This window comes from Deinococcus grandis (assembly GCF_001485435.1).
GTDB classification, from domain to species: Bacteria; Deinococcota; Deinococci; order Deinococcales; family Deinococcaceae; genus Deinococcus; species Deinococcus grandis.
The window spans coordinates 1,125,147-1,151,012 of sequence record NZ_BCMS01000001.1 but is presented as its reverse complement, the minus strand read 5'-3'; the positions used below and the strand labels follow the sequence as shown (position 1 = coordinate 1,151,012).

Genomic DNA, 25,866 nt, shown 5'->3' with positions numbered 1-25,866 from the left:
AGCCTCCTCTCAGGGGTCGGCGCATGGGCCGCTCACCTGCGACCTGATGCAGCCCCGGCCGAGTCAGCCTGGCTGCGGCGTGGACGGTGCCGTCAGCGTCTGGATCAGCCGCGTCCCGAGTTCCGGGGGGAGCAGGCCCGGCAGGGTCAGGTCCTCGAACACGAAGCCGCTGAGGAGCAGGTACCCGGTCAGGAACTCCTCGTCGCCCTGCGTGAAGCCGTGCGCTTCACTGAACTGGCGGCTGAGGATCAGGTTCTCCTGAACGGTGGTGCGGAAGGTGGCCTGGAGGTCCGGGTATCGCCGGGCCAGCAGCCGCAGTTCCAGCAGCGCCAGGGTCGCGTCACGTTCCCGCTGCATGCGGTCCAGCAGGTGCTGGAGGACGGCGGCGTGCCGCGTCGGCTGCGGGTGCTCCAGCGCAGCCGCCAGGGTCTGCGGGTCCGGGCCCAGACGGTTCAGGACGTGGCGGGTGACCTCAAGAAGCAGGTCCGCCCGCGTACGGAAGTAGTTCGCGGCGGTGCCGACGGGCAGGGCAGCCGCCTCGTCCAGGTTGCGGTAGCTCAGCGCGGCTGAGCCCCGCTCGGCCAGGAGGGTGATGGCGGCGTCCAACAGGGCCGTGCGGCGGGCAGGATTCTGTCGCATAATCCATATGCTACACTTGTACCGGTATAACTGTTATTCACAGGAGGTGTATATGTCACTGACCGCCCTGAGCATCACTGTCCTCAGCGCCGACCCGGTCGGCAGCGCCCGCTTCTACCGCCGTCACTTCGGGTTCACCCCCACCGCCGAACTGGACTGGTTCGTCAGCCTGCAACATCCGGACCTGCCAGGCCTGCACCTCGACCTGCTACGCCAGGGGCACCCGGCGGCCGGACCGCTCCTCAGTCGACAGCAGACCTCCGGGATCATGCTGGCCCTGATCGTCCCGGAGGTAGAAGCCGAAGCCCGTCGTCTGGAACGGGCCGGGCTGAGCTTCGTCCTGCCGGTCACCACCGAACCGTGGGGGCAGAAACGAGTGCAGTTTCAGGCGCCCGACGGCGTCACAGTCGAACTGCTGGAATTCGTGGCACCGGACCCGGAGTGGCTGGCGCGACAGACCGCCCCTCACACCTGATCCCACACGGATCAAGACGGGAGTATCCGGTCAAGCGGACCTCCGTGAGCCCGTTCATTTACTTCCCGACGCAGAAGTTGCGGAACACGGCGTCCACGACGTCCTCCTGCACGTCCCGGCCGGTCAGTTCGGCCAGGGCGCGCAGGGCTTCTTCCAGTTCGTACCCGGCCAGGTCGTCCGGGAGGGTCTGCGCCGCCTGGATGTGCGCCAGGGCGCGTCGGGCGGCGTCGGCTTGCCGTTCGGTGGTCAGCCACGCCTCGCCGCGTGCGGTGTCGCCCAGCAGCGCCGCCTGGATCGCGTCCCGCAGCGCGGGGAGGCCGGACCCGGTCACGGCGCTGACGTCCAGCGCGGTCGGGTCGGTCCACGCGCCCGGCAGGTCGGCTTTCGTCCGGACGTGGATGACGCGGGCGCCGCTCAGGTCGGCGGGCAGGGCCTCGCGGGGGGTGCTGCCGTCCTCCAGCGCCAGGACCAGATCGGCGGCGCCCGCGAGACTCAGGGCCTGCCGGACCCCGGCGGCCTCGATGGCGTCCCCGGTCTCGCGGATGCCCGCCGTGTCCACCAGCGTGACGGGCACCCCGGCGAGTTCGACGGCGGCCTCCAGGTAGTCGCGGGTGGTCCCGGCGATGGGCGTGACGATGCTGCGCTCATAGCCCAGCAGGGCGTTCAGGAGGCTGCTCTTGCCCGCGTTGGGCCGCCCGATCAGCGCCAGCCGCGCGCCTCGCGTGGCGAACTGCCCGGCCCGCGCGGACGCCAGCAGGTCACGCAGGTCCGACTCGGCCTGCGCCAGGGGGAGGGTGCGGTCCTCGTCGGGCACGCCCTCCTCGGGGTAGTCGAGCAGGGCCTGGATGGCGGCCAGGGTGCGGGTCACGCCGCGCGCGACGCCGTCCACGCGGTCGCCCAGCGCGCCGCTGAGGCCCAGGGTCGCCTGCCGCCGGGCGGTGTCGGTCTGCGCCTCGATGAGGTTCAGGACCGCCTCGGCCTGCGCGAGGTCCAGGCGGCCGCTCAGGTACGCGCGCAGCGTGAACTCGCCGGGTCGGGCGGGGCGCGCGCCGCAGTCCAGCGTGGCCTGGAGGACGCGGGCCAGGACGGCGGGGCTGCCGTGCGTCTGGAGTTCGGCGACGTCCTCGCCGGTGTAGCTGCGCGGTCCCTTGAAGATCAGGCACAGGCCCTCGTCGAGCACCTCGCCGCTGGCGCCTTGCAGGTGCCCGAACAGGAAGCGGCCGCCGGGCGTGCGCGAGGGGGCGCGCCTGCCCCGGAACACCCGGTCGGCGACGGTCAGGGCGTGGGGGCCGCTGACGCGCACGATCCCTACGCCCGCGCTGCCGGGAGCGGTGGCGATGGCGGCGATGGTGTCTTGCAGGCCGGAGCGGGTCACGCGGGCAGGGTAGCGCACCGCAGCCTCCGGTCACCGTGCCCGGCGTTATCGAGGGAGGTGATGCCCCGGCCTCCCCGACCCGCTCCCATCGGCCGGGCGGATACCATGCGGGCGTGAGGATCAACCCGGAGCATCTCGTCACGTTCAGTGTCGTCGCGGAACTGGGCAGTGTCAGCCGCGCCGGGCAGGCCCTGAACCTCAGCCAGCCTGCCGTGAGCGGGCAGCTGCGCGCCCTGCAGGACCAGTTCGGGCAGCCGCTGTACACCCGCCAGGGTCGCGGCGTGGCCCTGACCGAGGCCGGGGAACGGCTCCTCCCGCACGCGCAGGCGATCGCGCGGAACCTCGCGGAGGTCGCCGGGCAGATCAGCGGCGCCCGGCAGCGCCCGGCGGCGGCCCTGCGGGTGGGTCTGTCGTTCGCGCTGAGCGAGCGCTCAAGCGCCCTGGTCCGCCGGGCCCGCACGGCGGGGCTGCACCTGCGGGTCGTGGCGCGACCCGCCGGGACGCTGATCGAGGAGGTCCGCGCCGGACGGCTGGGCGCGGCGCTGATCGTCACGTCGCCGCAGCGGGCCGCAGAGGACCTGGACCTGCACCGCGTCGGCGAGGACCAGTTGCGGCTGGTCACGCCGCCGGGCCATCCGCTGGCGGGCCTGGGGTACGTGGCGCCGCACGCGCTGCGCGGCGAGACGCTGCTGTGGTCCGCGCGGGGCAGCGGCGTGCGCCGTCAGGCCGAGCGGCTGCTGGACGGCGTGGGTCTTTCAGCGGCGCAGGGCCTGGAACTGGGAAGCCTGTGGGGGGTCCTGGCGGGCGTGCGGGCCGGGGACGGCGTGGCGATCATGCCCGCGGGGTTCGTCGCGCGGGACGTGCAGCTGGGCGCGGTCGCCAGCGTGGGCCTGGAGGCCCCGGCGGTGACGGTCGCGCACACGCTGGTCACGGCGCCCGCCGCGCTGCTGTCCGCGGAGGTCCGCGCGCTCGTGGCGCTGCTGCGGACCTCATGAGGCGCCGCCTTCATGGGGCGGCCGGGTTTCTCATGCGGGCGCTCTAGCATGCCCGGTATGCGTCTTTCCCTGCCTGTCACCCTGGGTCTCGCCCTGCTCGGCCCGGCGTCCCTGGCCCAGACCGCCCCCACACAGACCCCCCCGGCCCAGTCCACTCCGGCCCAGTCCGCTCCGGCGGCGCCCGCCAAGGCCCCGGCGGCCTCCGCCACCACGAACCGGGCGGTCAGCGCCCTGGCGGTCGAGGTGGGTGCGGTCGTCAAGGGCCGCCTGCTGGACTGCCCGGCCAGCCTGAAGCTCAGCGGGAACGCGGTGTGCCTGTACGTGCAGACGCCCGCCGCGACCCTGCGCCCCCTAGTGAAGGGCAGACTGGCCGCGCGTGCCGGGGACTGGAAGACCACCGGGAAGGCCAGCGTGCTGCTGGTGAAGGACACCCCGGCGAACTTCGTGATGCTCAGCGCCCTGAACGACAAGGAAACGCTGGTCGTCGTGGACGCCGCGCCCACCGCGAAGGCCGCCGCACCTGCCAGGGTCGCCGTGCCCGCCGGGGTGGTCAAGGGTCAGCCGTACGTGCTGGGCAGCGATCTGGTGGGCGTCGTGAAGGTCACGGCGCTGGGCGGCGGGAAGTACCGCCTGTCGAACGCCGACCAGGGCACCCTGACGGTCACGGTGGGCGCGCGCGCCGCGCAGACCGACGCGGGCGCGGTGGAACTGCCCCTGGCGCCCGCCACGGACGGCAAGAACCTGATCTTCCCGCTGGCGGGCCTGCGCGCGCTGGGCTGCACGACCACCCCGAACGGCGGCGTGCTGACGGTCGCGTGCGGGTCGGACAGCGTGGGCCTGAAACCCATCGTGTTCTGAGGGACCGCGGCGCGAAAGGGGGGAGGCCAGCGGGTCTCCCCCCTTTCGCGCCGTGGTCCTGACCTTCACGTGTTCTTAGGGCTGGAACCCTGCGGGGTGCCCGCGCGTCCTGGTGGGGGGTAAGCTTCGGCTCAAGCCCCACTTTCCCCAGGAGGAACCACCATGAGCATCCTTGACCGCCTGTCGCGCCTGCTGCGCGCGAACGTGAACGACCTGATCAGCAAGGCCGAGGACCCCGGCAAGATCATCGAGCAGGCCCTGCGCGACATGCGCGCCGCGTACGCCGAGGCCCGCAGTGAAGTCGCCGACGCGATGAGCCAGAACGCCAAGCTGGAACGCGAGGCCAGCAGCAACCGCCGCATGGCCGCCGAGTACGAGAAGAAGGCCGAGGAGGCCCTGCGCGGCGGCAGCGAGGAGCTGGCGCGCGAGGCGCTGCGCCGCTCGCAGAACGCCAAGGATCTCGCGGCAGGCTTCGAGGAGCAGCTGCAGGTGCAGTCCAGTACCGTCGAGCAGCTGAAGACCCAGCTGCGGGCGCTGGAAGCGAAGATCGACGAGATGGAAAGCAAGAAGAGCCTGCTGGCCGCCCGGCAGAAGACCGCGCAGGCCGGGGCGACTCTGGACCGCGTGTCGGGCTTCGACAAGGCGGGCGGCGCGATGGACGCCTTCGAGGAGATGGAACAGAAGGTCTCCGGCATGGAAGACCGCAACCGCGCCATGCAGGACCTGCGCAAGGAGAACGACTTCGACGCGCAGCTCAAGGACCTGGGGCGCACCCAGGCGCTCGACGACGCCATGGCGGCCCTGAAGGCCAAGGTGCAGGGCGAAGGCGGCGGCACTGGCGGCAGCTGACAGCGGTGTTCAGAGGGGCACCCGGCGGCGTGGCTGCGGGTGCTCCTCCCTCTTTGGGGGGACGTTCGTCAGGGGAACTTCATGTTTGCTGACAGAATGAGGGCGATGAGGCGTTCTAAGCTTGGTGCCATGCCCGCCCCCCGTTTCCCGCTTGCTGCCGTCCTGGCCGGTGCGCTGTGCGCCGCGCTGGCGTCGTGTGTGCCGCAGGCGGCTGCTCCCGGCACGGTGCAGAGCAGCACGCCGCTGACGCGCGCGTCGTTCTACCCGCAGGAGACGGGGCTGGCGTGGGCGTACCTTCCGGAGGGCGAGGTGGCGGGCGGCGCGCCGTACGTGGTGCAGAACCTCGGCCCGACGCTGTTCGGTGGTGAGGCGGTGAGTGCCACGCGCATGACCGGGCGCGGCGCGGACCAGACGTGGTACCGCGTGACCGACGCGCAGGGCGTGAAACTGCTCGGCATCCGCAAACCGGGCGTGACGGTGCGGCTGCAACCGGCGTGGCTGGAGTACCCCGCGCCGGACGCGTGGCGGGCGGGCCTGACGTGGCAGGGGCAGAGTCAGGTGTCGCTCGTCGCGGACGACGGGGCCGTGAAGGGCAGCGGCACGCTGTCGTACTCTTACCTGGTGCAGGAACGCCGCACGGTGAGTACGCCGGGCGGGCGTTTCGACGTGTGGGTGGTGACGCGGCAGATCAGCGACACGGTGGGCGGGCTGTTCCCGGCCACCCAGCAGCTGTGGTTCGCGCCGTTCGTGGGCGAGGTGCGCACGCCCGAGGGGCTGCTGCTGACCGAGCGGAACTTCGCCCCGCGTTCAGGAGGACAACCATGACCGACATCAGACAGACGTCCGGCACGCCGCTGCTGGACCGCGTGAACACGCCCGACGACCTCAAGAAACTCTCCCGTGAGCAGCTGCCCGCGCTGGCGCAGGAACTGCGGGACGAGATCACGCGGGTGTGCTCGGTCGGGGGGTTGCACCTCGCATCTTCGCTGGGCGCGACCGACCTGATCGTGGCGCTGCACTACGTCCTGAACTCGCCGCGCGACCGGATCCTGTTCGACGTGGGGCATCAGGCGTACGCGCACAAGATCCTCACCGGGCGGCGCGACCAGATGGCGACCGTGAAGAAGGAGGGGGGCCTGTCGGGCTTCACGAAGGTCAGCGAGTCCCCGCACGACGCGATCACGGTCGGGCACGCCAGCACCAGTCTGGCGAACGCGCTGGGCATGGCGATGGCCCGCGACGCGCTGGGCCAGGACTACAAGGTCGCCGCCGTGATCGGGGACGGCAGCCTGACGGGCGGCATGGCGCTGGCGGCGCTGAACACCATCGGCGACATGAACCGCCGGATGCTGCTCGTCCTGAACGACAACGAGATGAGCATCAGCGAGAACGTCGGCGCGATGAACAAGTTCATGCGCGGCCTGCAGGTGCAGAAGTGGTTCCAGGAGGGCGAGGGCGCGGGCAAGAAGGCCATGGAGGCCGTCAGCAAGCCCCTGGCGAGCTTCATGAGCCGCGCCAAGAGCTCCACGCGGCACTTCTTCGACCCGGCCAGCGTGAATCCCTTCGCGGCGATGGGCGTGCGCTATGTCGGCCCGGTGGACGGCCACAACGTGCAGGAACTCGTGTGGCTGATGGAACGCCTCGTGGACCTGGACGGGCCGACCATCCTGCACGTCGTCACGAAGAAGGGCAAGGGCCTCAGCTACGCGGAAGCCGACCCCATCTACTGGCACGGGCCGGGCAAGTTCGACCCGAGCACCGGGGCGTTCAGCGCCAGCAAGGCGTACTCGTGGAGCAACGCCTTCGGGGACGCCATGACCGAACTGGCCGCGCAGGATCCGCGCACGTTCGTGATCACGCCCGCCATGCGCGAGGGCAGCGGGCTGGTCGGGTACTCAAAGGCGCACCCGAACCGCTACCTGGACGTGGGCATCGCCGAGGAGGTCGCGGTGACCGCCGCCGCCGGGATGGCCCTGCAGGGCCTGCGCCCCGTCGTGGCGATCTACTCGTCGTTCCTGCAGCGCGCGTACGATCAGGTGCTGCACGACGTGGCCATCGAGCACCTGAACGTCACGTTCGCCATCGACCGCGCCGGGATCGTCGGCGCGGACGGCGCGACGCACAACGGCGTGTTCGACCTGAGCTTCCTGCGCTCCATTCCCGGCGTGCGCATCGGCCTGCCGAGGGACGCGGCGGAACTGCGCGGCATGCTGAAGTACGCGCAGACGCACGACGGTCCCTTCGCGGTCCGCTACCCGCGCGGCAACACCACGCCCGTTCCCGAGGGCACCTGGCCCACTCTGGAGTGGGGCACGTGGGAGCGCGTCAAGGACGGTGCGGACGTGGTCATCCTGGCGGGCGGCAAGGGCCTGGAGTACGCGCAGAAGGCCGCCGCCGGACTGGACGGCGTGGGCGTCGTGAACGCCCGCTTCGTGAAACCCCTGGATGAAGCGATGCTGCGCGACGTGGCCCGCAGCGCCCGCGCGATCATCACCGTCGAGGACAATACCGTCGTCGGCGGCTTCGGCAGCGCCGTGCTGGAATTCCTGAACGCCGAGGGGATCAAGACCCCCGTGCGCGTCCTGGGCATCCCCGACGAATTCCAGGAGCACGCCACCGTCGAGAGCGTCCACGCCCGCACCGGCATCGACGCGCAGGCCATCCGCACCGTCCTGGCCGAACTCGGCGTGGACGTCCCGCTCGGGGTGTAGCAGGTTGATAGTCAAAAGTTGATGGTTGATAGAGGGTCGGCTCCCTTCTATCAACCATCAACTTTTGACCATCTACATCCTTACTTCGCCGTTGCCTTCCACGACCCATTTGGTGGTGGTCAGTTCGCGCAGGCCCATGGGGCCGCGGGCGTGGAGTTTCTGGGTGCTGATGGCGACCTCGGCGCCCAGGCCGAGCTGTCCGCCGTCGTTGAAGCGGGGGCTGGCGTTCACGACGACGGCCGCCGAGTCGACGTCCTCGATGAACCGCCCCGCCTGCGCGTCGTCGCGGGTGAGGATCACGTCGGTGTGGTTCCCGCGCGCGGCGATGAAGTCCAGTGCGTCCTCGAAGGAGGGGACGGTCTTCACGCTGGCGGTCAGGGCCAGGAATTCCGTGCCGTAGTCGGCGTCCGTGGCGGGATCGGTGGTGATCCCGGCGGCACTCAGGGCGGCGTGGGCGGCCGGGTCGGTGCGCAGGGTCACGCCGTGCGCCTGGAGGTCGCGGGCGATGTCCGGCAGGGCGTCCAGCGCGTGCTCGTGAATCAGGAGGGTGTCGAGGGCGTTGCAGGCGCTGGGTTTCTGCACCTTCGCGTTCCGGACGATCTCCAGGGCACGCGCGCGGTCGGCGGGGTCGCGGGTGAAGCTGGGGTCGAGGTACACGTGGACCACGCCGATGCCGCCCACGATGACGGGCACGGTGGCGTTCTCCACGCAGTAGCGGTGCAGGCCGGCCCCGCCGCGCGGGATGATCGCGTCGACCAGATCGTCCAGTTTCAGGAGGTCGAGCATGCGCTCGCGGGCCGGGTCGCGGATGACCTGCACCCCGTGCGCCGGGAGGTTCTGTTCGCGCAGCGCGGCGTGGATGACGGCTTCCAGCGCGGCGTTGCTGCGCACGGTCTCCTTGCCGCCGCGCAGGATCACGGCGTTCCCGCTCATCAGGGCCAGCGCGGCGACGTCCACGGTCACGTTCGGGCGGCTCTCGTAGATGACACCCAGCACGCCCAGCGGGACGCGCCGGGTGCTCACGCGGATGCCGCTCGGCTGCTCCCGCGCGGGGGTGGTCTCCCCCACCGGGTCGGGCAGGCGCGACACGGCCTCCACGTCCGCCGCGATGCCGTCCAGCATGCGGGCGTCCAGGCGCAGGCGGGCCACCATCGGCTCGGGCAGCCCGGCCTCCAGCGCGGCCTGCACGTCCTGCGCGTTCGCGGCCAGGATGCCGTCAGCGTTGGCGCGCAGTCCGGCGGCGATCGCGTGCAGCGCGGCCACCTTGCGCGCGGTGGGCAGCGACCGCAGCACGCGCGCGGCGGCGCGGGCCCGCACGCCCATCGCCCGGATGGTCAGGTTGGGGGACGACTCACTCATCCCGCCAGCGTAGCGCGCCCCTCCTGTCCGGCCCGGCGCGCGGTGCAGACCTCCCGCGCCCTGCTGAGGTCAGTGTGCGCTGGGTTGCCCACGGCCCTCACGGGCCTCCGGTAAGGTGGGGGGCATGACCACCGAGTTGCAAGCTGTTCCTACGCCCGCGCCCACGGCGCATTCGGAGGCGCTGTTCGCGCGCGCGCGGGCCGTCACGCCGGGCGGGGTGAACAGTCCGGTGCGGGCCTTCCGCAGCGTGGGCGGCACGCCGCGCTTCATCGCCCGCGCGGACGGCGCGTACCTGACCGACGCGGACGGCACGCGCCTGCTGGATTACATCGGGTCGTGGGGGCCGATGATCCTGGGGCACAACCACCCGGCGGTGCGGGGGGCGATCGCGGACGCCCTGCAGTACGGCACGAGTTTCGGCGCGCCCGGCGAGCGGGAGGTGCTGCTGGCAGAACTCGTGACGCGCCTGACGGGCGTGGACCGCGTGCGCTTCGTGAGCAGCGGCACCGAGGCCACCATGAGTGCGCTGCGGCTGGCGCGTGGCGTGACGGGCCGGAAGTTCATCGTGAAATTCCGCGGGAACTACCACGGGCACGCGGACGGCCTGCTCGTGGAGGCCGGGAGTGGCCTGATGACGAACGCGGACGGGGCGCTGGGCGCGGCCGCCCCGAGCAGCGCGGGTGTGCCCGAGGAGTACGCGGGCCTGACGCTGGTCAGCGAGTACAACGATCCGGCGGCGCTGGACGCCCTGATGGCCGCGCGCGGGTCGGAGGTCGCGGCGGTGATCTTCGAGCCGGTGGTGGGGAACGCCGGGGTGCTCATTCCCACGCCGGAGTTCCTGGCGGCGCTGCACCGCGTGAAGACCCACGGGGCGCTGCTGATCGCGGACGAGGTCATGACCGGCTTCCGCCTGTCGCTGGGCGGCGCGACGGGCCTGCTGGGTCTGCGTCCGGACCTGATCTGCTGGGGCAAGATCATCGGCGGTGGCCTGCCGGTGGGCGCGTACGGGGGCCGCGCTTCAGTGATGGACTTCGTGTCCCCGCAGGGCCCGGTGTATCAGGCCGGGACGCTCAGCGGAAACCCACTGGCGATGGCGGCGGGCCTCGCGACCCTGAGTGCGCTGGAGGCCGACCCGGACCTGTACGCGCGACTCGGGGCGTACACGACGGCACTGGCGGACGGCCTGCGCGACGCGGCGTCGGCGGCGGGCGTGCCGATCAGCATCAACCACATCGGCAGCATGCTGACCGCCTTCCACCTGAACGCGCCGGACGGCAGCGTGCGCACGTACACGGACGCCGCCGCGAGTGACACGAAGGCCTTCGCCCGCTGGTTCCAGGGCATGCTGGGCCGGGGCGTGTACTGGGCGCCCAGCCAGTTCGAGAGCATCTTCGTCAGTGGCGTTCACGGCGACGCGGAACTGAACGCCACGCTGGACGCCGCGCGCGCCGCTTACCAGGACCTGGGCCGGGAGCTGGGCGCGTGACCCTGGTCACCCAGACGGCGCAGGTGCGGCAGATCCTCACCGAGCACCGAGTGATTGCCGTGGTGGGCTTCCATCATGACGCGATGAAACCCGCGTACTACGTGCCGGAGTACATGCACCGCCAGGGGTACACGATCATCCCGGTGAACCCGGCGCTGGCGGCGCGCGGCGAGAGCTTCTTCGGGCACCGGGCGGTGGCGACCCTGGCGGAGATCACGACCCCGGTGGACATCGTGGACGTGTTCCGCCGCAGCGACAAGGTGCGCGGGCACCTGCCGGACATCCTGGCCATGCCGACCCCGCCGAAGGTGGTGTGGTTGCAGCTCGGCATTCGTGACGACGCGACCGCCCGCGAACTCGCGGCCCATGGCATCGACGTCGTGCAGGACCGCTGCCTGCTCGCCGATCACCGGGCGCTGCTGTAACGCATGCAAGGCGTGCTGATGGTGGGTGCGGGCCTGGGTGGGCTGGCCGCGGCGCGTGACCTGGGGGCGGCGGGGCAGCAGGTCACGCTGCTGGACAAGGCGCGGGGCGTGTCGGGCCGCGCCGCCACCCGCCGCGTGACCCTCCCCGACGGGCGCGAGGCGCGACTGGATCACGGGGCGCGGTTCTTCACTGCCCGCCACGACCGCACCCGCGCGCTGGCCGAGGCGGGCATCCGGGAAGGCTGGAACGCCGAGTGGACGCGCGGCGTCTCCCGCTGGCAGGCCGGACAGATCAGCGGAGGCGGCGACGGGCACCCCCGCTACGCGCCCCCGCAGGGCCTCAGCACCCTGGGCCGCACCCTCGCACGCGGGCTGGAGGTCACCACCGGCGTGACCGTCACCAGCCTGGAACGCCGCCCCGGCGGCTGGCGCGTCCACACCCGCGACGGTGCCACCTGGGAGGCCGGGACGCTCCTCCTGAACCTGCCCGCGCCGCAACTGGCCCCGCTGCTGGCAGACCTCGACCTGCGCGGCAGCGACTCCGAGGGCACCGCCGAACGGGTCGCCGCCGTCGAGTACGCGCCGTGCTGGGCGGCAGGCGTCGTGCTGGAACGCGATCTGGACGTCAGCTGGCCCGCCCTGCGCACCGACCACCCCGTCCTGGAATGGCTGGCGCGCGAGCACACCAAACGCCCCGCTGGGCACCCGCCCGCGCTGACGCTGCACGCCACGCCCGACTGGAGCCGCGCGAACCTGGAGCGCACCCCCGAAGAGGTCCTGCCCGACCTGCTGCGCGCCGCCGCCGAGATCACGGGCGACCTCCCCCCCGCCCTGCACGCCTTCGCGCACCGCTGGCGTTACGCCATCCCCAACCGCCCCGCGCCCGGCCCCTGCCACTGGGACCCCGAACTACGCCTCGGCTGGTGCGGCGACTGGTTCACCCCCGACGAGCACGGCCCCCGCGTGGAAACCGCACTCCTCAGCGGCTGGACCCTCGCCCGCCGCGTCACGGGAACGTGAAGGGCTGAAAGTCAAAAGGTCTGAGGGTCCAAGCGTCGAAGCCTTGGACCCTCAGACCTTCAGACCCTTTGACCCTGCTCAGTCGGCACTGACTGCTTCCCGTTCCTGTACGGGTTCGCCGAGCATGGCGTGGACGCTGGCGGTCCAGCCGTCGTCGCTGAGGGTGCGCCAGTGGTGCGCCCACTGCCAGCGGCGGTAGGCGTCGGCGGCGGCTTCCAGGGTGCCGGGGTTCAGCAGGGGGTTGGCGGGCGGGGCGCTGAGGTGGTGGCGGCTGAGGCTGCCTTCGAGTTCCGCGAGGGTCTTGGGGCCGAACGCGAAGGCGAGACTGGCGGTGGGGCGGGCCTGGGTGGCGTGCAGCCAGCCGCGCAGGGTGTCCTCGGGCGGGAGGGCGTACAGGATGAGTTCCCCGCCGGGGTGCGCGTCGGCGGGGGTGACGAGGGTGAGGCCGGGGACATTGTCGCGCAGGTACGCGGCGACGGGCCCCTCGGCGTAGGCGCTGGCTCCGGCGCGCAGGTGTTCCATGGCGGCTTTGGGGTTCAGGCGCGGGGTGGGCCGCCCGGGGGTGGGGGCGTCGAGGTCGATGGGGGCGGGGGGACGCAGGGCCTGTCCGTGGAATTCCAGGCGGGTCTGGCCGCGCCATTCGCTGCTGACGAGGTGCGCGCCCAGGTCGCGTTCTCCGGGGGCGTCGTCGGTCTCGTCGAATTTGATGCCGCGCAGGCCCGCGACCTTGAACTGGAGGCTGTTGCCTTTCTTGCCGACCAGTCGGGTCTCGGTGAGGGCTTCGCGCAGGTGCCACAGTGGCAGGGCGTGTCCCTCGCCGAAGGGTTCGAAGGTGTGTGTTTCCTGAAGCAGGTCGAGGCTGGCGGCCAGCGCGGGCAGCGGCGCGTCCAGCCGCACCCGCGGGGCGGGGGTGGGGAACTGCCGGGCGTACGCGTGGATGCGGTCGCGGAAGGCGTTCATGTTGGTGGGGTCGATGGCGAATCCGGCGGCGCCGGGGTGCCCGCCGTAGCGTTTCAGGAGGTCGTGGCTGTAACGCAGGCCCTCGACCGCGCTGATGCCGGGCGTGGACCGCACCGAGCCCTTGCCCTGCGCGACGATGAACACGGGTTTGTGGTACGCGTCGACGAGTTTGCTGGCGACGATGCCCATGACGCCCGCGTGCCAGTCGGGGTGCGTGACGACCAGCGCGGGCTCGCCCGGGTCGGCGAGGGTCAGGGCGTGCTGGAACATGTCGTCCTGGAGTTTGCGGCGTTCCTGGTTACGGATCTCCAGGTATTCCGCGAGGCGGCTGGCGTCGTGCGCGCTGGGGGTCGTCAGCAGGTCCAGCGCGACGTCGGCCTCGCCGAGGCGTCCGGCGGCGTTGATGCGCGGCGCGAGGATGAAGGCCACGTCCCGCGCGGTGGGGCGCTTGACGCGGCCCGAGTCGAGCAGGGCGCGCAGGCCCGGCAGGGTCGTGTCCCGCAGGGCGTCCAGTCCGGCGCGGACCAGCGCGCGGTTCTCCCCGATGAGAGGCGCGACGTCCGCGACGGTGCCCAGGGTGGCCAGCGCCGTCAGGGCGCGTGGTTCCGGCAGCCCGAGTTCCTCATGAACGGCCCAGAGGAGGTGGTATGCGACGCCCGCCCCGGTCAGGTTGTGCAGGTCATGGTCGTAACCGTCGGTCAGGCGCGGGTGGACGACCAGCGCGTCGGGGAAGTCGTCGCCGGGCGCGTGGTGGTCGGTCACGATGACCTGCACGCCCCGCGCGATCAGGGCGGCGACCTCCTCGATGTTCGTCACGCCGCAGTCCACGGTCACGAGCAGGTCGCAGGCGGCGGCGTGCTCCTCGACCTTGTCCGGGTGGACGCCGTAGCCCTCGTTCAGGCGGTGCGGGATGAAGCCGTGCACGTCTGCGCCCAGGTCGCGCAGGCCCAGGACCAGGGTGGCGGTGGCGCTCACGCCGTCCGCGTCGTAGTCCCCGTGAATGCGGACGCGCTGCTTCGCTCTGATCGCGGTCACGATGCGCCGGGCAGCCTCGCGCAGCGCCGGGTTCGGCGTCAGAGTCAGCGGTGGGTCCAGCAGTGCGGGGGTGAGGTGCCGCCCGGTGAGGACCTGCGCCAGTGGGGGCGACACCCGCCACTCCCGCATGACGCGCAGCAGCTCCTCGCGGCTGGCGGGCGGCGCGAGCACCCAGCGGGGCGCGGTCACGGGGTCACCGGTCATGGGGTCACCTCACTGTCGGCGATGACCTCGGTGGACACCACCGACCCGAGGCGCGCCTGGAGGGTCGCGGTCAGGCGGTCCTCGGCCTGACGTCGCAGCCTGGCCTCGCGCCCACGGCGTACGCGTTCCCGCCACAGGCCCGGCAGCAGCAGCAGCGTCGCGAACAGCACCCCCAGCGCCAGGAAGATCGCCACGCCCGCCCCGACCGGCACGGTCAGTTCGCCACTCCCGGTGGGCAGGGGCAGGCGGACCACGCCCGGATTCTCCAGCGTGACCAGCGCGAGGTAAGCGGCGATGCCCAGCAGCAGCAGCACCTGAATGAACGAAACGAGCCGCATCACCGCGCAGTGTAGCCCGCACGGGTGAGGGACACCGTGCCACGCCCGCCATGAGACAACCCCCGGCCGAGTGGCCGGGGGTCGCAACCCTGGTGGGGTGTGGGGCTTAGAAGTAGAACTTCACGCCGGTCTTGATGCCGTTGCTCAGGCCATTGCTGGCGCTGCTGTCAAGTCCGGTCGCGTACCCCTTGTTGCTGGTGTAGTAGCGTCCGTTGTACTCGGCGAAGACGGCGATGCTGTCGGTCACGTTGAAGTCCACGCCAGCGATGGCGTTCACGTACACGTCGCTGGTGTTCTGGGCAGTGTTGCCACGCTGCTGGCCGCTGGTCAGACCCAGGCCCGCGCCAACGTACGGCGTGATACGGCTGCCGGTGTTCAGTGAGTAGGTGGCGTTGGCGTCCACGCTCACAGCGTTCCAGCCAGCCTGGTAGTCCACACCGATTCGTGCGCCGACCGGGCCGAGCACGTTGTTCTTACCGACCATGGCGCTGCCGTTCAGGCAGTAGTTCACGTTGCTGGTCTTGTTGCCCAGGTCCTTGCACTCGGAGCCGCTGCCGGCCATCTTGGCGCCCACGCCGACGCCAGCGTAGATATCGCGAGTGGGGGCCGTGGCGGTGGGGGTGGGTTCACCGATGACGACGGTGGTGCCGGTGCTGGGGGCGGGGGTGGTGACGGTGCCCGTGGTGCTGGTGCTGGCGCCTGCGGGGCCCTGGGGGCCGGTGGGGCCTGCGGGGCCCTGGGGGCCGGTGGGGCCCGCGGGACCCTGGGGACCGGCGGGGATGTTGCGGATGGCGGCTTCCAGCGCGTCGATGCGGGCGTTCAGCGCGGCGACGTCGGTGCTGGCGGCGCCGCTGTCCATGCCGTTGATCTTCGCCTCGAGGGCGTCGATGCGGGCCTGCTGGTCGGCGGTGAGTTTCTCGAGGTCGGTGACGCGGCTGGCGATGGCGGCCAGTTCGGTGCTGACTTCCTGCATGCCGTTGGCAATGGTGGTCATGTCACCGGCGCTGAAGCCGCAGTTGCTCAGGCTGCCGGTCTGCAGGGCGCGGTAGAAGATCAGGGCGGCCTGGTAGCGGGTGAGGTTCTCGTTGCCGCGGAAGGTGCCGTCGGGGAAGCCCTGGATCAGGCCGCACTGGACGATCTTGTCCACGGCGTCTTTGGCCCAGTGACCGGCGGGAACGTCGCTCAGGGTGACCTGGGCGGGGGCGGCGGTCGTGGTGGTGGTCTGGGCGCTGGCTGCGCCGAGGCTGAGGGCCAGGGTGGACGCGATGATCAGTGATTTGCGCATGTTGAGTTCTCCTTCGGTCTGAATCGGAAACGACAGCACAATGTGACGCGTTCCTCTGGGCTTCACGGTAGGCAGGGGGAGTGAGGTCTTTGTGAACACCGCCCGGCGATTGCGTCGACGTGGAGGGGTTTTATGAGTCGAATCTGACATTCCTCTTGATCGTGAGCGTCGCGTGACAGATTGGCCCTTTCGTATGAGGAGCGCGGAGTGTGTGCAGAGCGGGCTCAGGGGCCTGCCTCGTGAGAAAACTGTCGGGGCCGTCATGCCCGGCGTTCATGAGCTTTCGCTCATGGTCCGGCGGGGCCTGCGGGCAGTAGGCGGCACCCGGCGCGCCACCTATACTCCGGCGCATGAGCCAGATTCACGTTCGAGCCCAGCCCGGCGACGTCGCCCCGTATGTCCTGCTGCCCGGTGATCCCAACCGCGCGCGTCACATTGCCGAGACGTACCTGGAGGGCGCCCGCGAGTACACCAGTCACCGGCAGCTGCTGGGCTTCACGGGCACGTATCAGGGCGTGCCGGTCAGCGTGCAGACGACCGGGATGGGCTGCCCGAGCGCGGCGATCGTCGCGGAGGAACTCGCGCGACTGGGCGCGCGGACGCTGATCCGCGTGGGCACGCTGGGCGGCGCGACCCCCAGCGTGGCGCCGGGTGATCTGGTGATCGCCACGGCGGCCGTGCCGAACGACGGGACCACCCGGCAGATGCTGGGCGGCGCGCCGTACGCGCCCGCCGCGAGCTTCGAGGTCGTGGAGGCCAGCGTGCAGGCGGCCCGCGCCAGCGGCGCCCCGCACCACGTGGGGCTGGTCATGACCGAGGACGCCTTCTACGCCAGCACGCCCGAGCATGCGCGGCTGTGGGCGGGCCGGGGCGTGCTGGGTTTCGAGATGGAGGCCAGCGCGATCTTCCTGGTCGCGGCGCAGCGGGGCCTGCGCGCGGCGTGTCTGACGGCGTGCAGCAACGACATCGGCGATCCGCAGCTGGTGCCGGACGACGTGCTGGCCGCCGGGGTGGACCGCATGGTGCGCGTGGCGCTGGACGCCATCGTGACGCTGGCCGCGCGCGACTGAGCGACCGTGCCGGGGAGGGCCGTCCAGCCGGGCGGTCCTCCTTTTGTGTCGTGATCGCCGTTGTGCGCCCTTTGTGCGCGGGGCGGGCTGTGGCAGGATACTCGCATGACCCAACTGGATGAATTCGAGTTCAACAACGTGCAGATTGACCAGCATGGCCCCATCGCGGTCCTGACCATCAACCGCCCCCGCGCGCTGAACGCCCTGAGTGCCGATACCCTGTCGGAGATCGCGCAGGCCGTGAACCTGATCGTGGAGGACGCCGAGGTCGGCGCGCTGATCATCACGGGCGCCGGGGACAAGGCGTTCGTGGCGGGCGCCGACATCAGCGAGTTCGAGAATCTGGAGGGCGTGTACGACGGCCGCGAGCTGTCGCTGGCCGGGCAGGACGTCATGCACCAGATCTCCTCGCTGCCGATTCCGGTGATCGCGGCCGTGAACGGCTTCGCGCTGGGCGGCGGGCTGGAACTGGCGCTGGCGTGCGACGTGCGCGTGGCCGCGACAACCGCCCGCCTGGGCCTGCCGGAGGTGTCCCTGGGCCTGATTCCCGGTTTCGGCGGTACGCAGCGTCTGGCGCGGCTGGTCGGTGCGGGCCGCGCGCTGGACCTGATGCTCACGGCCCGTCAGGTGAAGGCCGACGAGGCGCTGGGCATGGGCCTCGTGAACTACGTCGCGGACGACGCCCTGACCAAGGCGCGCGAGGTGGCCGAACTGATGCTGAAGAACGCCCCGATCGCGCTGTCCCTCGTCAAGGAGGCGGTGCGCCGCGGCATGGACACCACGCTGGAGGCGGGCCTGGAGGTCGAGGCGGACCTGTTCGGGATGACGGTCGCCACGAAGGATTTCCGTGAGGGGGTGGACGCCTTCCTGAACAAGCGCCGCGCGGAGTTCCAGGGTGAATGAGGACGGCATGGGGGGCGGCGAGCAGAAGTTCCGCCTGCAGGTCGAGGGCGGCAAGGTCAGCGACGTCGCGGGCCGTGAGGACAGCGCCGCACCCGCCGCGAAGACCCGCGTGGTCGAGTTCACCACCCCCCGCTCGAAACTGATCGAGGAGGCCAATCAGGCGATCCGCAGCGACCTGCGCGACTACCCGCGTGCGCTGGCCGCGTACGACGCGCTGCGGGGCGACCCGGAGGCCCTGGCGCACTGGGACATGGCGAACTACATCACCATGCGCAAGCTGGGCTACAACGACCACGGGCGCGTGCATGCGTTCATCACGGGCGCGGCGGGCATGGCGATCACCGAACTCCTGCTCGAGGGCGGGGTGCGGACCGACATCATGGAGAGTGGCGTCGGGGACGCGGACGACGTGTTCCTGACCGTCATCCTGGGCACCATGCTGCACGACATCGGCAATCAGATTCACCGCGTGGGGCACGAGGCGCACGGCGTGGCACTGGCCCTGCCGATCCTCGACCGGATCATGACGCCGCTGTACCCCGACCCGTTCAAGCGCGTGAAGGTGCGCTCGTTCATCCTGGGCGCCATCAACTGCCACGACCTGAGCCCCGCGCCGCTGACCATGGAGGGCGGCATCGTCGCCGTGGCGGACGGCACGGACATCACCAAGGGCCGGGGCCGCAAGGCGTTCAGTCTGGGCAGCGTGGACATCCACTCGATCAGCGCGCTGGCGGTGGATCAGGTGGTCATCGAGCGCGGGCGGGACAAGCCGGTGCTGATCAGCGTCACCATGAACAACTCCGGCGGGATCTTCCAGGTGGAGGAGATCCTGGCGCCCAAGGTGATCCGCACGCCCATGCGCCGCTTCGTGGACCTGCGCGCCACCACCCGCCCCGAGGGCGAGGAGCAGATCCTCTCGCGCGTGCGGCTGGACGGCGACCACTTCGTGATGGACCTGGGGGGCGGCGAGCAGGTGGCCGTCGAGGTCATGGACTCGCAGAAGCAGGCGCAGCAGGCCGTGGTGGACAACCTGGGTATCGGCACCGACAGCCGCTGAGCGACGCAGCAAGAGGAGGGGACCCTGACCGTCTGGCCGGGGTCCCCTCGTCTGCTGTGTCTTATACGGATTCCGTTTGTTTCGCTGACAATCCGGAACTTCACCGGATTGCCAGCTCCACGTCCGGAACCCGTTTCTCTCCTGCTCGCTCCGCTCGGGTTGAAAGTTTTTGCAAACCTTTCAACCGGAGTAACTGCTCAGCAGGGTGATTTTCCGGAGTCGATTGGGTAAGGTGGACCATCAGCGAGGTCCCCTGCCCAAACTGCAAACGACTCGAGGCACGCGTCCGTGAACTCGAAGCCCAGCTCGCTGAGGTGCTGACTGAACTTCGCACCATCAAAGCTCAACTGGCCCGAAACAGCACCACATCCAGTCAGCCTCCCAGTCAGGACAAGCCCTGGCAGCCCAAGAGTGAGCGCCAGAAGACCGGCCGGTCTTCTGGCGCTCAACCCGATCACCCCGGCAAGACCCTCAAGATGTCCGCGCATCCCGACGTCATCGTCGATCTCCCGGTGACGGGACACTGCACCTGCGGGCAGGCCTGGGATGACGTTCCAGTCGACACCCAGGTCGCTCGACAGGTTCATGACCTCCCCGACCTCCACCTTCAGGTCACCGAATACCGCGCCGACGTCAAGATCTGCCCTGGATGTCGTTCCCGGCAGCGAGCACCCTTCCCCACGCACGTCACGGCTCAGGTGCAATACGGTCCACGGGTCCACGCCTTGACGGTGTATCTGAACGTGGCGCACTTCGTGCCCCTCGAACGCACCAGTGAAATCCTGCACGCGGTCTGCGGAGCACGCCCGAGTGATGGCACCATCGCGCTGAACCTGAATCTGGCAGCGGAGCGACTGCAGGACTTTGAAGGGCGACTCAGGACAGCCCTGACACATCAACCGGTGCTGCATGCAGATGAGACCGGCAGCCCGGTGAACGGGAAGCTGCACTGGATGCATGTCGTGAGCTGCGCGCAGCTCACGTTCTACGGCCAGCATGCCCGGCGCGGCCTCGCGGCACTGGAGCACATGAAGGTCCTGCCGAAGTACACCGGCATCCTGGTCCACGACGCCTGGAGCTCGTACTTCAAACTTCCGGCACAGCATGCCCTGTGCGGAGCTCATCTGTTGCGGGAGCTGCGGGGATTGGCCGAACACCATGGGCAGGTGTGGGCTGGCGCACTTCGGGAATCGCTGAGGACGGTGTATCACGACCTGAACGCCGGGACGCTGAGCCCAGAGGCCCGCACGGCGTTTGAACGGCGATTTGATGAACTGCTTGAGGAGGGCTTGCTGGCCAACCCAGCCGCGCCGCCCGTTCCAGGGCGACGCGGTCCGACGAAGCAGTCACATGGGCGGAATCTGGCGTTGCGGTGCCAGCAGCACCGCGCAGCGGTGCTGCTGTTCCTACATGACTGCCGAGTGCCGTTTGATAACAATCAGGCGGAGCGGGACGTGCGGGCATGGTGCGTGAAACGCAAGGTATCTGGAGGATTCCGGTCCGAGGAGGGTGGGTGCAATTTCGCTCGGATCAGGAGTTACATTTCCACGTTGCAGAAGCAAGGTCTCAGCGTCTGGGAGGGCTTGGTCAGCGTGTTCACGGGTGACGTGCTCATGCCTAACTTCAACCCCTGAGCTTGCCCTGCTGAGCAGTTACCAACCGGAGTCCGTATTACTTCTTCGCGCCGGGCAGGGGCGTCGTGCGGGCCGGGCCGCCGTCGATGCCCCCGCTGCGGTGCGTGCCCTCGCCGCCCGCCGCGCGGCCCTCCAGGTCGCTGTCCCCGTCGTTGTTCGGGGTGCCCTGGCGGTCCTCGAAGTCACTGCCGCCCAGCACGCCGTCCTGGAAGCCCGGCTGGTCGTTCGGGTTGCTGCTCTCGGCGCTGGCGGCGCCGCGCAGCAGGTCCTCGGCGGCCATCTTGTCGTTCAGCAGTTCGCCGGTGGTGCCGTCGTCCCGGATCTCGCCCTCGGGGGCGTATTCGCGCGTGTCGTCTCGTGTCATGTCCCGGAGGGTACGGGCTGCGGGCCCCCGCGCGGGTGGGGAAAGCGGGGGGATGACCTTCATGATCCCGCCCTGCGCGACAGCCGGTCAGCTGCGCGCGCCGCGACCATCCGAAACCGCCTATACTTGACTGTCTATGACGAAGGATCGCATCACCATGACCCAGCGCGGGTACGACAAACTGGTCGAAACCCTGCACTTCCTGAAAACCACCAAACGCGAGGAGATCTCCGAGAACATGGGCCGCGCCATCGAGGACGGCGACCTGCGCGAAAGCGCCGCGTACGACGAGGCCCGCATGCAGCAGAGCGAGAACGAGGCCCGCATCTCGGAACTCGAACGGCAGCTGGAACGCGCGATGATCATCGAGGAGGACACCACCGGCGGCGCCGGACTGGGCGCCAAGGTCCGCGTGCGCGACGCCAAGGGCAAGGAGCACCACTTCGAACTGGTCGGCACGTACGAGGTGGACGTCCTGAAAGGCAAGATCAGCGACGCCAGCCCCATCGGCAAGGCCCTCGCCGGACGCCGCGCCGGGGAGAAGGTCACCGTGCAGCTCCCCAAGGGCAGCGCCGAGTTCGAGATCCTCAGCGTCGACTACCAGTAAGCGGCGCGCCCGGCCACGCCTCCCCCCCTACCGGGTGAAGGGAGGCGTCCGCGTTTGTGGGTACACTGACCGCACCGCATGCACCGCCTGATCCGCCCCCTGCTGCCGCTGCTCCTGTGCGGCGCGGCCCACGCCACGCCCGCCTGGGTGATGCCCGTCACGAAACTGTACCCGGTGCCCAACCAGACCAGCGCGCCGGTCCGCACCCTGAACGCCCGCACGGCCCTGAACCTGAACCGCTGCTACGCCCTGTGGTGCGACGTGCAGTTCGGCGCGACGCGCGGGTGGATCCTGCGGGCCGCCGTGAACACCACCGGCGACTGCCGCCGCCTCGTCCCGCTGGGCCTGAAGGACCTGCGCCGCACCGAGGCCGCGTACCACACCAGCCGCGACCCCAACCGCAACGGCGTCGCGTGCGAACCGATGGACCGCCCCCTGCTGGGCCGCTGACGGTCATCCGGGCGGCATCTGGACTTGAGGGACCGTTCAGATGCGTCCCACACTGCCGGGAGCGCTACAAACCGCGCGCCGCGTCGCGAGGACACTGGGCGCGTTGCACCTGCTCCAATGACGCCCGGCGCGGCACTGACCCCGGACCTCTGGCGGACCGTGCAACCTACTCCACCCACCCACACCCCCGCTCCGGCCGGGGTGTTCTGCTGTCCATCAGCGCGCCGGTTACTGGAACAGGGCGCTCAGCTCGGGCTCCGGGAAATCCTCCACGCCGACGGCCTGCCCCCGGAAATCGGTCGTCAACCAACCCGGCACCGTGACGATCCCGATGACGTCGTACCCGCCCACGGGAGAGGGCCGCTCCGGGGTACTGGACAGCAGACTGATGATCCCGAACTCGATCCGATCAGGATGGTCCGCGAACAGCTCACGGAGATACGCGAGGGTGCGGTCCAGACCCGACAGGTACGCGGCGCGTTCGGGCGACGTGAAGGTGCCCAGAATCTCCTCCCGTTCAGGGACCAAGATCAGGTGATACGGGGTTCTGACCCCTGTCTGTCCGGTGCCGTTGCGGGCGCGGCCCTGTACACTGTCAGGGTTGCCGCACCGTGCCAAGTGGCGCGTGGAAGGAGTCTGTATGGGTCTTGCTATTGGTATCGTCGGTCTGCCCAACGTGGGCAAAAGCACGCTGTTCAACGCCATCACGCGCGCCGGGGCGCTCGCGGCGAACTACCCGTTCGCGACGATCGAGCCGAACGTGGGTCGCGTGACCGTCCCGGACGAGCGTCTCGCCGCGCTGAGCCGCGTGTTCACGAAGGGTGAGCGCGTCCCGCCGATCATCCCGACGTTCGTGGAGTTCGTGGACATCGCGGGCCTCGTGAAGGGTGCCAGCAAGGGCGAGGGCCTGGGAAACCAGTTCCTGGCGAACATCCGCGAGGTGGACGCCATCGCGCACGTCGTCCGCTGCTTCGAGGACGGGAACGTCATTCACGTCGCGGGCCGCGTGGACCCCATCGACGACATCGAGACGATCAACACCGAACTGATCCTCGCGGACCTGGGCGGCCTGGAAAAACGCCTCCAGAACCTCCAGAAGAAAGCCAAAGGGAACGACAAGGACGCCAAGGAGCAGGCGGAACTGGCCGAGCAGATCATCGCCGTGCTGTCCGAGGGCAAACCCGCCCGCGCCGGGACGTACGACGCGCCCATCCCCAAGGAGTTCGGGCTGATCACCACCAAACCCGTGATCTACGTCGCGAACGTCGGCGAGGACAACCTGACCGAGGACAACGAGTACGTGCAGCGGGTGCGCGAGTACGCCGCCGCCGAGGGCGCGCAGGTCGTGAAGATCAGCGCGCAGATCGAGGGTGAACTGGCCGAGATGCCCGAGGACGAGGCCCGCGCGTTCCTGGAGGAACTGGGCGTGCAGGAGAGCGGCCTGGATCAGCTGGTCACGGTCGGGTACGACACGCTGGGCCTGATCACGTTCATCACGAGCGGCGAGAAGGAAGTGCGTGCCTGGACGATCCGCCGCGGCGAGAAGGCCCCGGAGGCCGCCGGTGAGATCCACAGCGACCTGGAACGCGGCTTCATCCGCGCCGAGGTCATCGAGTGGGACAAGATGGTCGAGGCCGGCGGCTGGGCGAACGCCAAGAGCAAGGGCTGGGTTCGGACCGAAGGCAAGGAGTACGTCATGAAGGACGGCGACATCATGAACGTGCTGCACAACATGTAAACCCTCCGGTGGAGCGGTCTGCGAGGCCCGTTTCACCCGAGCGGATGCGAGCAGGAGTCGGGCGGGTTCCGGGCGTGGAGTGGGCAGATCGGTGGTGTTCCGATCTGGCGACGCAACAGACGGGATCCGCTTTCAGGCTGGGTAGAGGGGTGCCGGAGATCGAACCTCCGGTCCTCTCCTGTTACTGTCCTGGGGTGAGGCGGTCGGCTTCGCGGACGGTGACGTAGGGGATGAGGCCCTGGGCGCGGGCCTGGGCGTACGTGCGGGTGGTCAGGTCGGGCTGGTCGGCGTAGTCCACGGTAAAGACGGGTTTCCCGGCGGCCTTCCACAGGGCGTAGTCGGCGAGCAGGGCGTCGCGGCGGGCGGCCTCGGTAGGCCGGTTCATGGCGTACACGTAGGTTTCCTCGCTGCCCAGGGCGTCCACGCAGGGGGCGTAGCGGGGGTCGCGGATGAGTTCGGCGGCGTTCTGCGGGACGATCAGGAACCCGGCGCGGCGGGCGCGGGCGTGCGTGGCGAGGCGGCACACCCAGTCGATCATCTCGGCGCGGGCGGCCGGGCGGTCCGGGTGCTGTTCATAGGCGTCGATCAGGTCCAGGTACGCGCCGTGGAAGCCCTGGTCGATCACGCGGTCCAGTTCCCGCAGCGTCAGCGCCTGCCAGTCGGCGTCCCAGTAGGCCACGTCGTAGTTGCCGGGCCAGTCGGGCTGTTCCGCCAGGAGCCACGCGGGGGTGCCGGGGCGCCAGTCGGGCTGCCAGTACGGGCGGTACGCCTCGGCCGCGCCGACGCTCAGGTAGCCCAGCAGGACGTGCGTGCGGGCGGCCTGCGCGACCTCCGGGGCGGGCCAGGGGCGGGCGTCGTCGTCCAGGGTGTCCACGACGATCACGTCGAACGTGGAGGCCGCCACGCGGGTTAGGCGGTCCGCGCCGTACCCGGTGAGCTGGTAGCCCCAGGTGCGGGCGTCCTTGAGCGCGCGTGGGGCCGGGCTGGGCAGCGGGGTGGGAGGCGGGGTGGCGGGCGGGTCCTGTCCGGCCTGTGCGGGCGGGGAGGCGCAGGCGGCCAGCAGCAGCAGCGCGGGCCAGGGGGCGCGGGCCATGCGGGCCTGTCTCATGCGGTCACCGGGCCGAGGAGGGCGCGCAGGGCGTCCGCGAAGGTGTGGCGCAACTGGAAGCCGCTGGCGTGCAGGCGCTCCAGGCTGGCCTGCTGCCACGGCACGTCGCCGCTGCGGGGGCTGCCGGGGGCGTCCTCCAGTATTTCGCCGTCGTAGTCGAGCTGCGTGGCGAGGCCGGTCACGATGTCACGCACAGGCCGGGCCTCGCCGCTGCCGACGTTCACGGCGCCGCCCAGCGCCCCCTGCGGGAGAGCTGTCAGGGTATGGGTGACGGCGCGGGCGACGTCGCGGGCGGCCACGAAGTCCCGGTACGCGCCCAGCGGCCCGAAGCGCACGCTGCGCTGCCCGGCGGCCCGCGCGGCGCGCAGGGTGGCGGCGGCGCGGCCCGGCAGGGTTCCCTCGCCCAGCCCGGCGCCCAGCGGGTTCGTGAGGCGCAGCGCGGCCGCCTGCACCCGCCCGGACCGCACGGCCTCCTCGATCAGGGCGGTGCCCGCCAGTTTGCTCGCCCCGTACGGGCTGAGGGGCCGGGCGGGGTCGTCCTCGCGGCTGGCGTGCTCGTGTGGGGTGCGGCCGTACTCGGCGGCGGAGGACAGGTGCACCAGGGGCAGTCCGGCGCGTGCGGCGGCCCCCAGCGCCTGCGCGACAAGCAGCACGTTCGCGCGGGTCAGGTCCGGGAGCGTCCCGGCGGTGAGGCCCGCCGCGTTCACGATGGCGTGCGCGCCGCGCGTGAGATCGTGCCAGGTGGACTCCGGGGCGTCCGTCAGCGCCGCGCCGGACGCCGCACGGACGGTCCAGCCCTCGGCGCGCAGTTGCGCCGCGACGTGACGGCCCAGGAAGCCGCTCGCTCCGATCAGGAGGGCGGTGCGGGGGGCGGGGGATTCGGTCATGCACAACCTCCGAACTGGGAGAGGCGGGCCGGGC

The 25,866-nt window shown here is 70.6% G+C and carries 26 protein-coding genes; 16 read left to right on the top strand and 10 right to left on the bottom strand.

Translation table 11 applies throughout. The annotated features are described in order from the left end of the window. Positions 1–63: 63 nt before the first annotated feature. Positions 64–639, bottom strand: coding sequence for a TetR/AcrR family transcriptional regulator (locus tag DEIGR_RS05770; RefSeq protein ID WP_058976064.1), 576 nt, complete (start codon positions 637–639; stop codon positions 64–66). 52 nt (positions 640–691) lie between these two features. Here DEIGR_RS05770 and DEIGR_RS05765 point away from each other — a divergent pair, with 52 nt between their 5' ends. Next, positions 692–1,114 (top strand): VOC family protein, encoded by a 423-nt coding sequence (locus DEIGR_RS05765; RefSeq protein ID WP_058976062.1) that lies wholly within the window; start codon positions 692–694, stop codon positions 1,112–1,114. Between the two features lie 58 nt (positions 1,115–1,172). Here DEIGR_RS05765 and mnmE read toward each other — a convergent pair whose 3' ends face one another. Beyond that, positions 1,173–2,489 (bottom strand): tRNA uridine-5-carboxymethylaminomethyl(34) synthesis GTPase MnmE, encoded by a 1,317-nt coding sequence (gene mnmE / locus DEIGR_RS05760; protein ID WP_058976060.1) that lies wholly within the window; start codon positions 2,487–2,489, stop codon positions 1,173–1,175. Between the two features lie 113 nt (positions 2,490–2,602). Between mnmE and DEIGR_RS05755 the strand changes: the two genes are divergently transcribed. The 5 genes from DEIGR_RS05755 (at position 2,603) to dxs (ending at position 7,902) form a co-directional block, all read left to right on the top strand. Further along, positions 2,603–3,484: a LysR family transcriptional regulator gene (locus tag DEIGR_RS05755; RefSeq protein WP_058976058.1), complete on the top strand. Its 882-nt coding sequence runs from the start codon at positions 2,603–2,605 to the stop codon at positions 3,482–3,484. Between the two features lie 57 nt (positions 3,485–3,541). Further along, positions 3,542–4,342, top strand: coding sequence for a hypothetical protein (locus DEIGR_RS05750; RefSeq protein WP_058976056.1), 801 nt, complete (start codon positions 3,542–3,544; stop codon positions 4,340–4,342). A gap of 162 nt (positions 4,343–4,504) precedes the next feature. After that, positions 4,505–5,191, top strand: a complete 687-nt coding sequence (locus tag DEIGR_RS05745; protein WP_058976054.1) for a PspA/IM30 family protein — start codon at positions 4,505–4,507, stop codon at positions 5,189–5,191. A gap of 129 nt (positions 5,192–5,320) precedes the next feature. Further along, on the top strand, positions 5,321–6,016 hold the full coding sequence (locus DEIGR_RS05740; RefSeq protein WP_058976052.1) for a hypothetical protein: 696 nt from the start codon (positions 5,321–5,323) through the stop codon (positions 6,014–6,016). Further along, on the top strand, positions 6,013–7,902 hold the full coding sequence (gene dxs / locus DEIGR_RS05735) for a 1-deoxy-D-xylulose-5-phosphate synthase (protein ID WP_058976049.1): 1,890 nt from the start codon (positions 6,013–6,015) through the stop codon (positions 7,900–7,902). The genes DEIGR_RS05740 and dxs overlap by 4 nt, the downstream gene beginning before the upstream one ends. A gap of 72 nt (positions 7,903–7,974) precedes the next feature. On the opposite strand, the gene DEIGR_RS05730 is transcribed toward dxs, so the two are convergent. Further along, positions 7,975–9,261: a glutamate-5-semialdehyde dehydrogenase gene (locus DEIGR_RS05730; RefSeq protein ID WP_153013648.1), complete on the bottom strand. Its 1,287-nt coding sequence runs from the start codon at positions 9,259–9,261 to the stop codon at positions 7,975–7,977. Positions 9,262–9,385: 124 nt separating this feature from the next. Between DEIGR_RS05730 and hemL the strand changes: the two genes are divergently transcribed. From hemL to DEIGR_RS05715, 3 genes are read left to right on the top strand one after another with little or no spacing between them, the layout of a single operon-like run. Further along, complete coding sequence (gene hemL, locus DEIGR_RS05725; RefSeq protein ID WP_058976048.1) at positions 9,386–10,747, top strand: glutamate-1-semialdehyde 2,1-aminomutase; 1,362 nt, start codon at positions 9,386–9,388, stop codon at positions 10,745–10,747. Continuing rightward, complete coding sequence (locus DEIGR_RS05720) at positions 10,744–11,172, top strand: CoA-binding protein (RefSeq protein WP_058976045.1); 429 nt, start codon at positions 10,744–10,746, stop codon at positions 11,170–11,172. Before hemL ends, DEIGR_RS05720 begins: the two co-directional genes overlap by 4 nt. 3 nt (positions 11,173–11,175) lie before the next feature. After that, complete coding sequence (locus tag DEIGR_RS05715; RefSeq protein ID WP_058976043.1) at positions 11,176–12,192, top strand: NAD(P)/FAD-dependent oxidoreductase; 1,017 nt, start codon at positions 11,176–11,178, stop codon at positions 12,190–12,192. 78 nt (positions 12,193–12,270) lie between these two features. On the opposite strand, the gene recJ is transcribed toward DEIGR_RS05715, so the two are convergent. The 3 genes from recJ to DEIGR_RS05700 form a co-directional block, all read right to left on the bottom strand. After that, positions 12,271–14,391: a single-stranded-DNA-specific exonuclease RecJ gene (recJ, locus tag DEIGR_RS05710; RefSeq protein ID WP_058976040.1), complete on the bottom strand. Its 2,121-nt coding sequence runs from the start codon at positions 14,389–14,391 to the stop codon at positions 12,271–12,273. Then, a complete protein-coding gene (locus tag DEIGR_RS05705) occupies positions 14,388–14,729 on the bottom strand; it encodes a hypothetical protein (RefSeq protein ID WP_058976038.1) in 342 nt (113 codons plus the stop codon). Before DEIGR_RS05705 ends, recJ begins: the two co-directional genes overlap by 4 nt. 106 nt (positions 14,730–14,835) lie before the next feature. After that, positions 14,836–16,014 carry an S-layer homology domain-containing protein gene (locus DEIGR_RS05700; RefSeq protein WP_058978550.1) on the bottom strand — a complete coding sequence of 393 codons (1,179 nt, stop codon included), beginning with the start codon at positions 16,012–16,014 and terminating at the stop codon, positions 14,836–14,838. A 350-nt stretch (positions 16,015–16,364) separates the two neighbouring features. Between DEIGR_RS05700 and DEIGR_RS05695 the strand changes: the two genes are divergently transcribed. The 4 genes from DEIGR_RS05695 to tnpC all read left to right on the top strand — a co-directional run bounded on the left by DEIGR_RS05695 (position 16,365) and on the right by tnpC (position 20,678). Continuing rightward, the gene (locus DEIGR_RS05695; protein ID WP_058976036.1) at positions 16,365–17,084 is read left to right on the top strand and encodes a phosphorylase family protein; all 720 of its coding nucleotides are present in this window, start codon (positions 16,365–16,367) and stop codon (positions 17,082–17,084) included. Between the two features lie 105 nt (positions 17,085–17,189). Next, positions 17,190–17,987: an enoyl-CoA hydratase-related protein gene (locus DEIGR_RS05690; protein WP_058976034.1), complete on the top strand. Its 798-nt coding sequence runs from the start codon at positions 17,190–17,192 to the stop codon at positions 17,985–17,987. A 7-nt stretch (positions 17,988–17,994) separates the two neighbouring features. Beyond that, entirely contained in the window at positions 17,995–19,044 is a 1,050-nt protein-coding gene (locus DEIGR_RS05685) for a hypothetical protein (RefSeq protein WP_058978549.1), read from the top strand. A 239-nt stretch (positions 19,045–19,283) separates the two neighbouring features. Further along, complete coding sequence (gene tnpC, locus DEIGR_RS19600) at positions 19,284–20,678, top strand: IS66 family transposase (protein ID WP_083523938.1); 1,395 nt, start codon at positions 19,284–19,286, stop codon at positions 20,676–20,678. Positions 20,679–20,715: 37 nt separating this feature from the next. Here tnpC and DEIGR_RS05675 read toward each other — a convergent pair whose 3' ends face one another. Beyond that, entirely contained in the window at positions 20,716–21,042 is a 327-nt protein-coding gene (locus DEIGR_RS05675) for a hypothetical protein (protein WP_058976032.1), read from the bottom strand. 136 nt (positions 21,043–21,178) lie between these two features. Between DEIGR_RS05675 and greA the strand changes: the two genes are divergently transcribed. Both greA and DEIGR_RS05665 read left to right on the top strand, forming a co-directional pair. Beyond that, on the top strand, positions 21,179–21,649 hold the full coding sequence (gene greA / locus DEIGR_RS05670; protein ID WP_058976030.1) for a transcription elongation factor GreA: 471 nt from the start codon (positions 21,179–21,181) through the stop codon (positions 21,647–21,649). A gap of 78 nt (positions 21,650–21,727) precedes the next feature. Continuing rightward, a complete protein-coding gene (locus DEIGR_RS05665; RefSeq protein WP_058976027.1) occupies positions 21,728–22,099 on the top strand; it encodes an SH3 domain-containing protein in 372 nt (123 codons plus the stop codon). Between the two features lie 228 nt (positions 22,100–22,327). Here DEIGR_RS05665 and DEIGR_RS05660 read toward each other — a convergent pair whose 3' ends face one another. After that, positions 22,328–22,627 (bottom strand): hypothetical protein, encoded by a 300-nt coding sequence (locus tag DEIGR_RS05660; RefSeq protein WP_058976025.1) that lies wholly within the window; start codon positions 22,625–22,627, stop codon positions 22,328–22,330. A gap of 112 nt (positions 22,628–22,739) precedes the next feature. On the opposite strand from DEIGR_RS05660, the gene ychF reads away from it, so the two are divergent. After that, positions 22,740–23,837: a redox-regulated ATPase YchF gene (gene ychF / locus DEIGR_RS05655; RefSeq protein ID WP_058976023.1), complete on the top strand. Its 1,098-nt coding sequence runs from the start codon at positions 22,740–22,742 to the stop codon at positions 23,835–23,837. A 181-nt stretch (positions 23,838–24,018) separates the two neighbouring features. On the opposite strand, the gene DEIGR_RS05650 is transcribed toward ychF, so the two are convergent. Both DEIGR_RS05650 and DEIGR_RS05645 read right to left on the bottom strand, forming a co-directional pair. Further along, positions 24,019–24,945, bottom strand: coding sequence for an MJ1477/TM1410 family putative glycoside hydrolase (locus tag DEIGR_RS05650; protein ID WP_236704667.1), 927 nt, complete (start codon positions 24,943–24,945; stop codon positions 24,019–24,021). Further along, entirely contained in the window at positions 24,942–25,832 is an 891-nt protein-coding gene (locus DEIGR_RS05645) for an NAD-dependent epimerase/dehydratase family protein (RefSeq protein ID WP_058976019.1), read from the bottom strand. The genes DEIGR_RS05650 and DEIGR_RS05645 overlap by 4 nt, the downstream gene beginning before the upstream one ends. Positions 25,833–25,866: the final 34 nt, after the last annotated feature.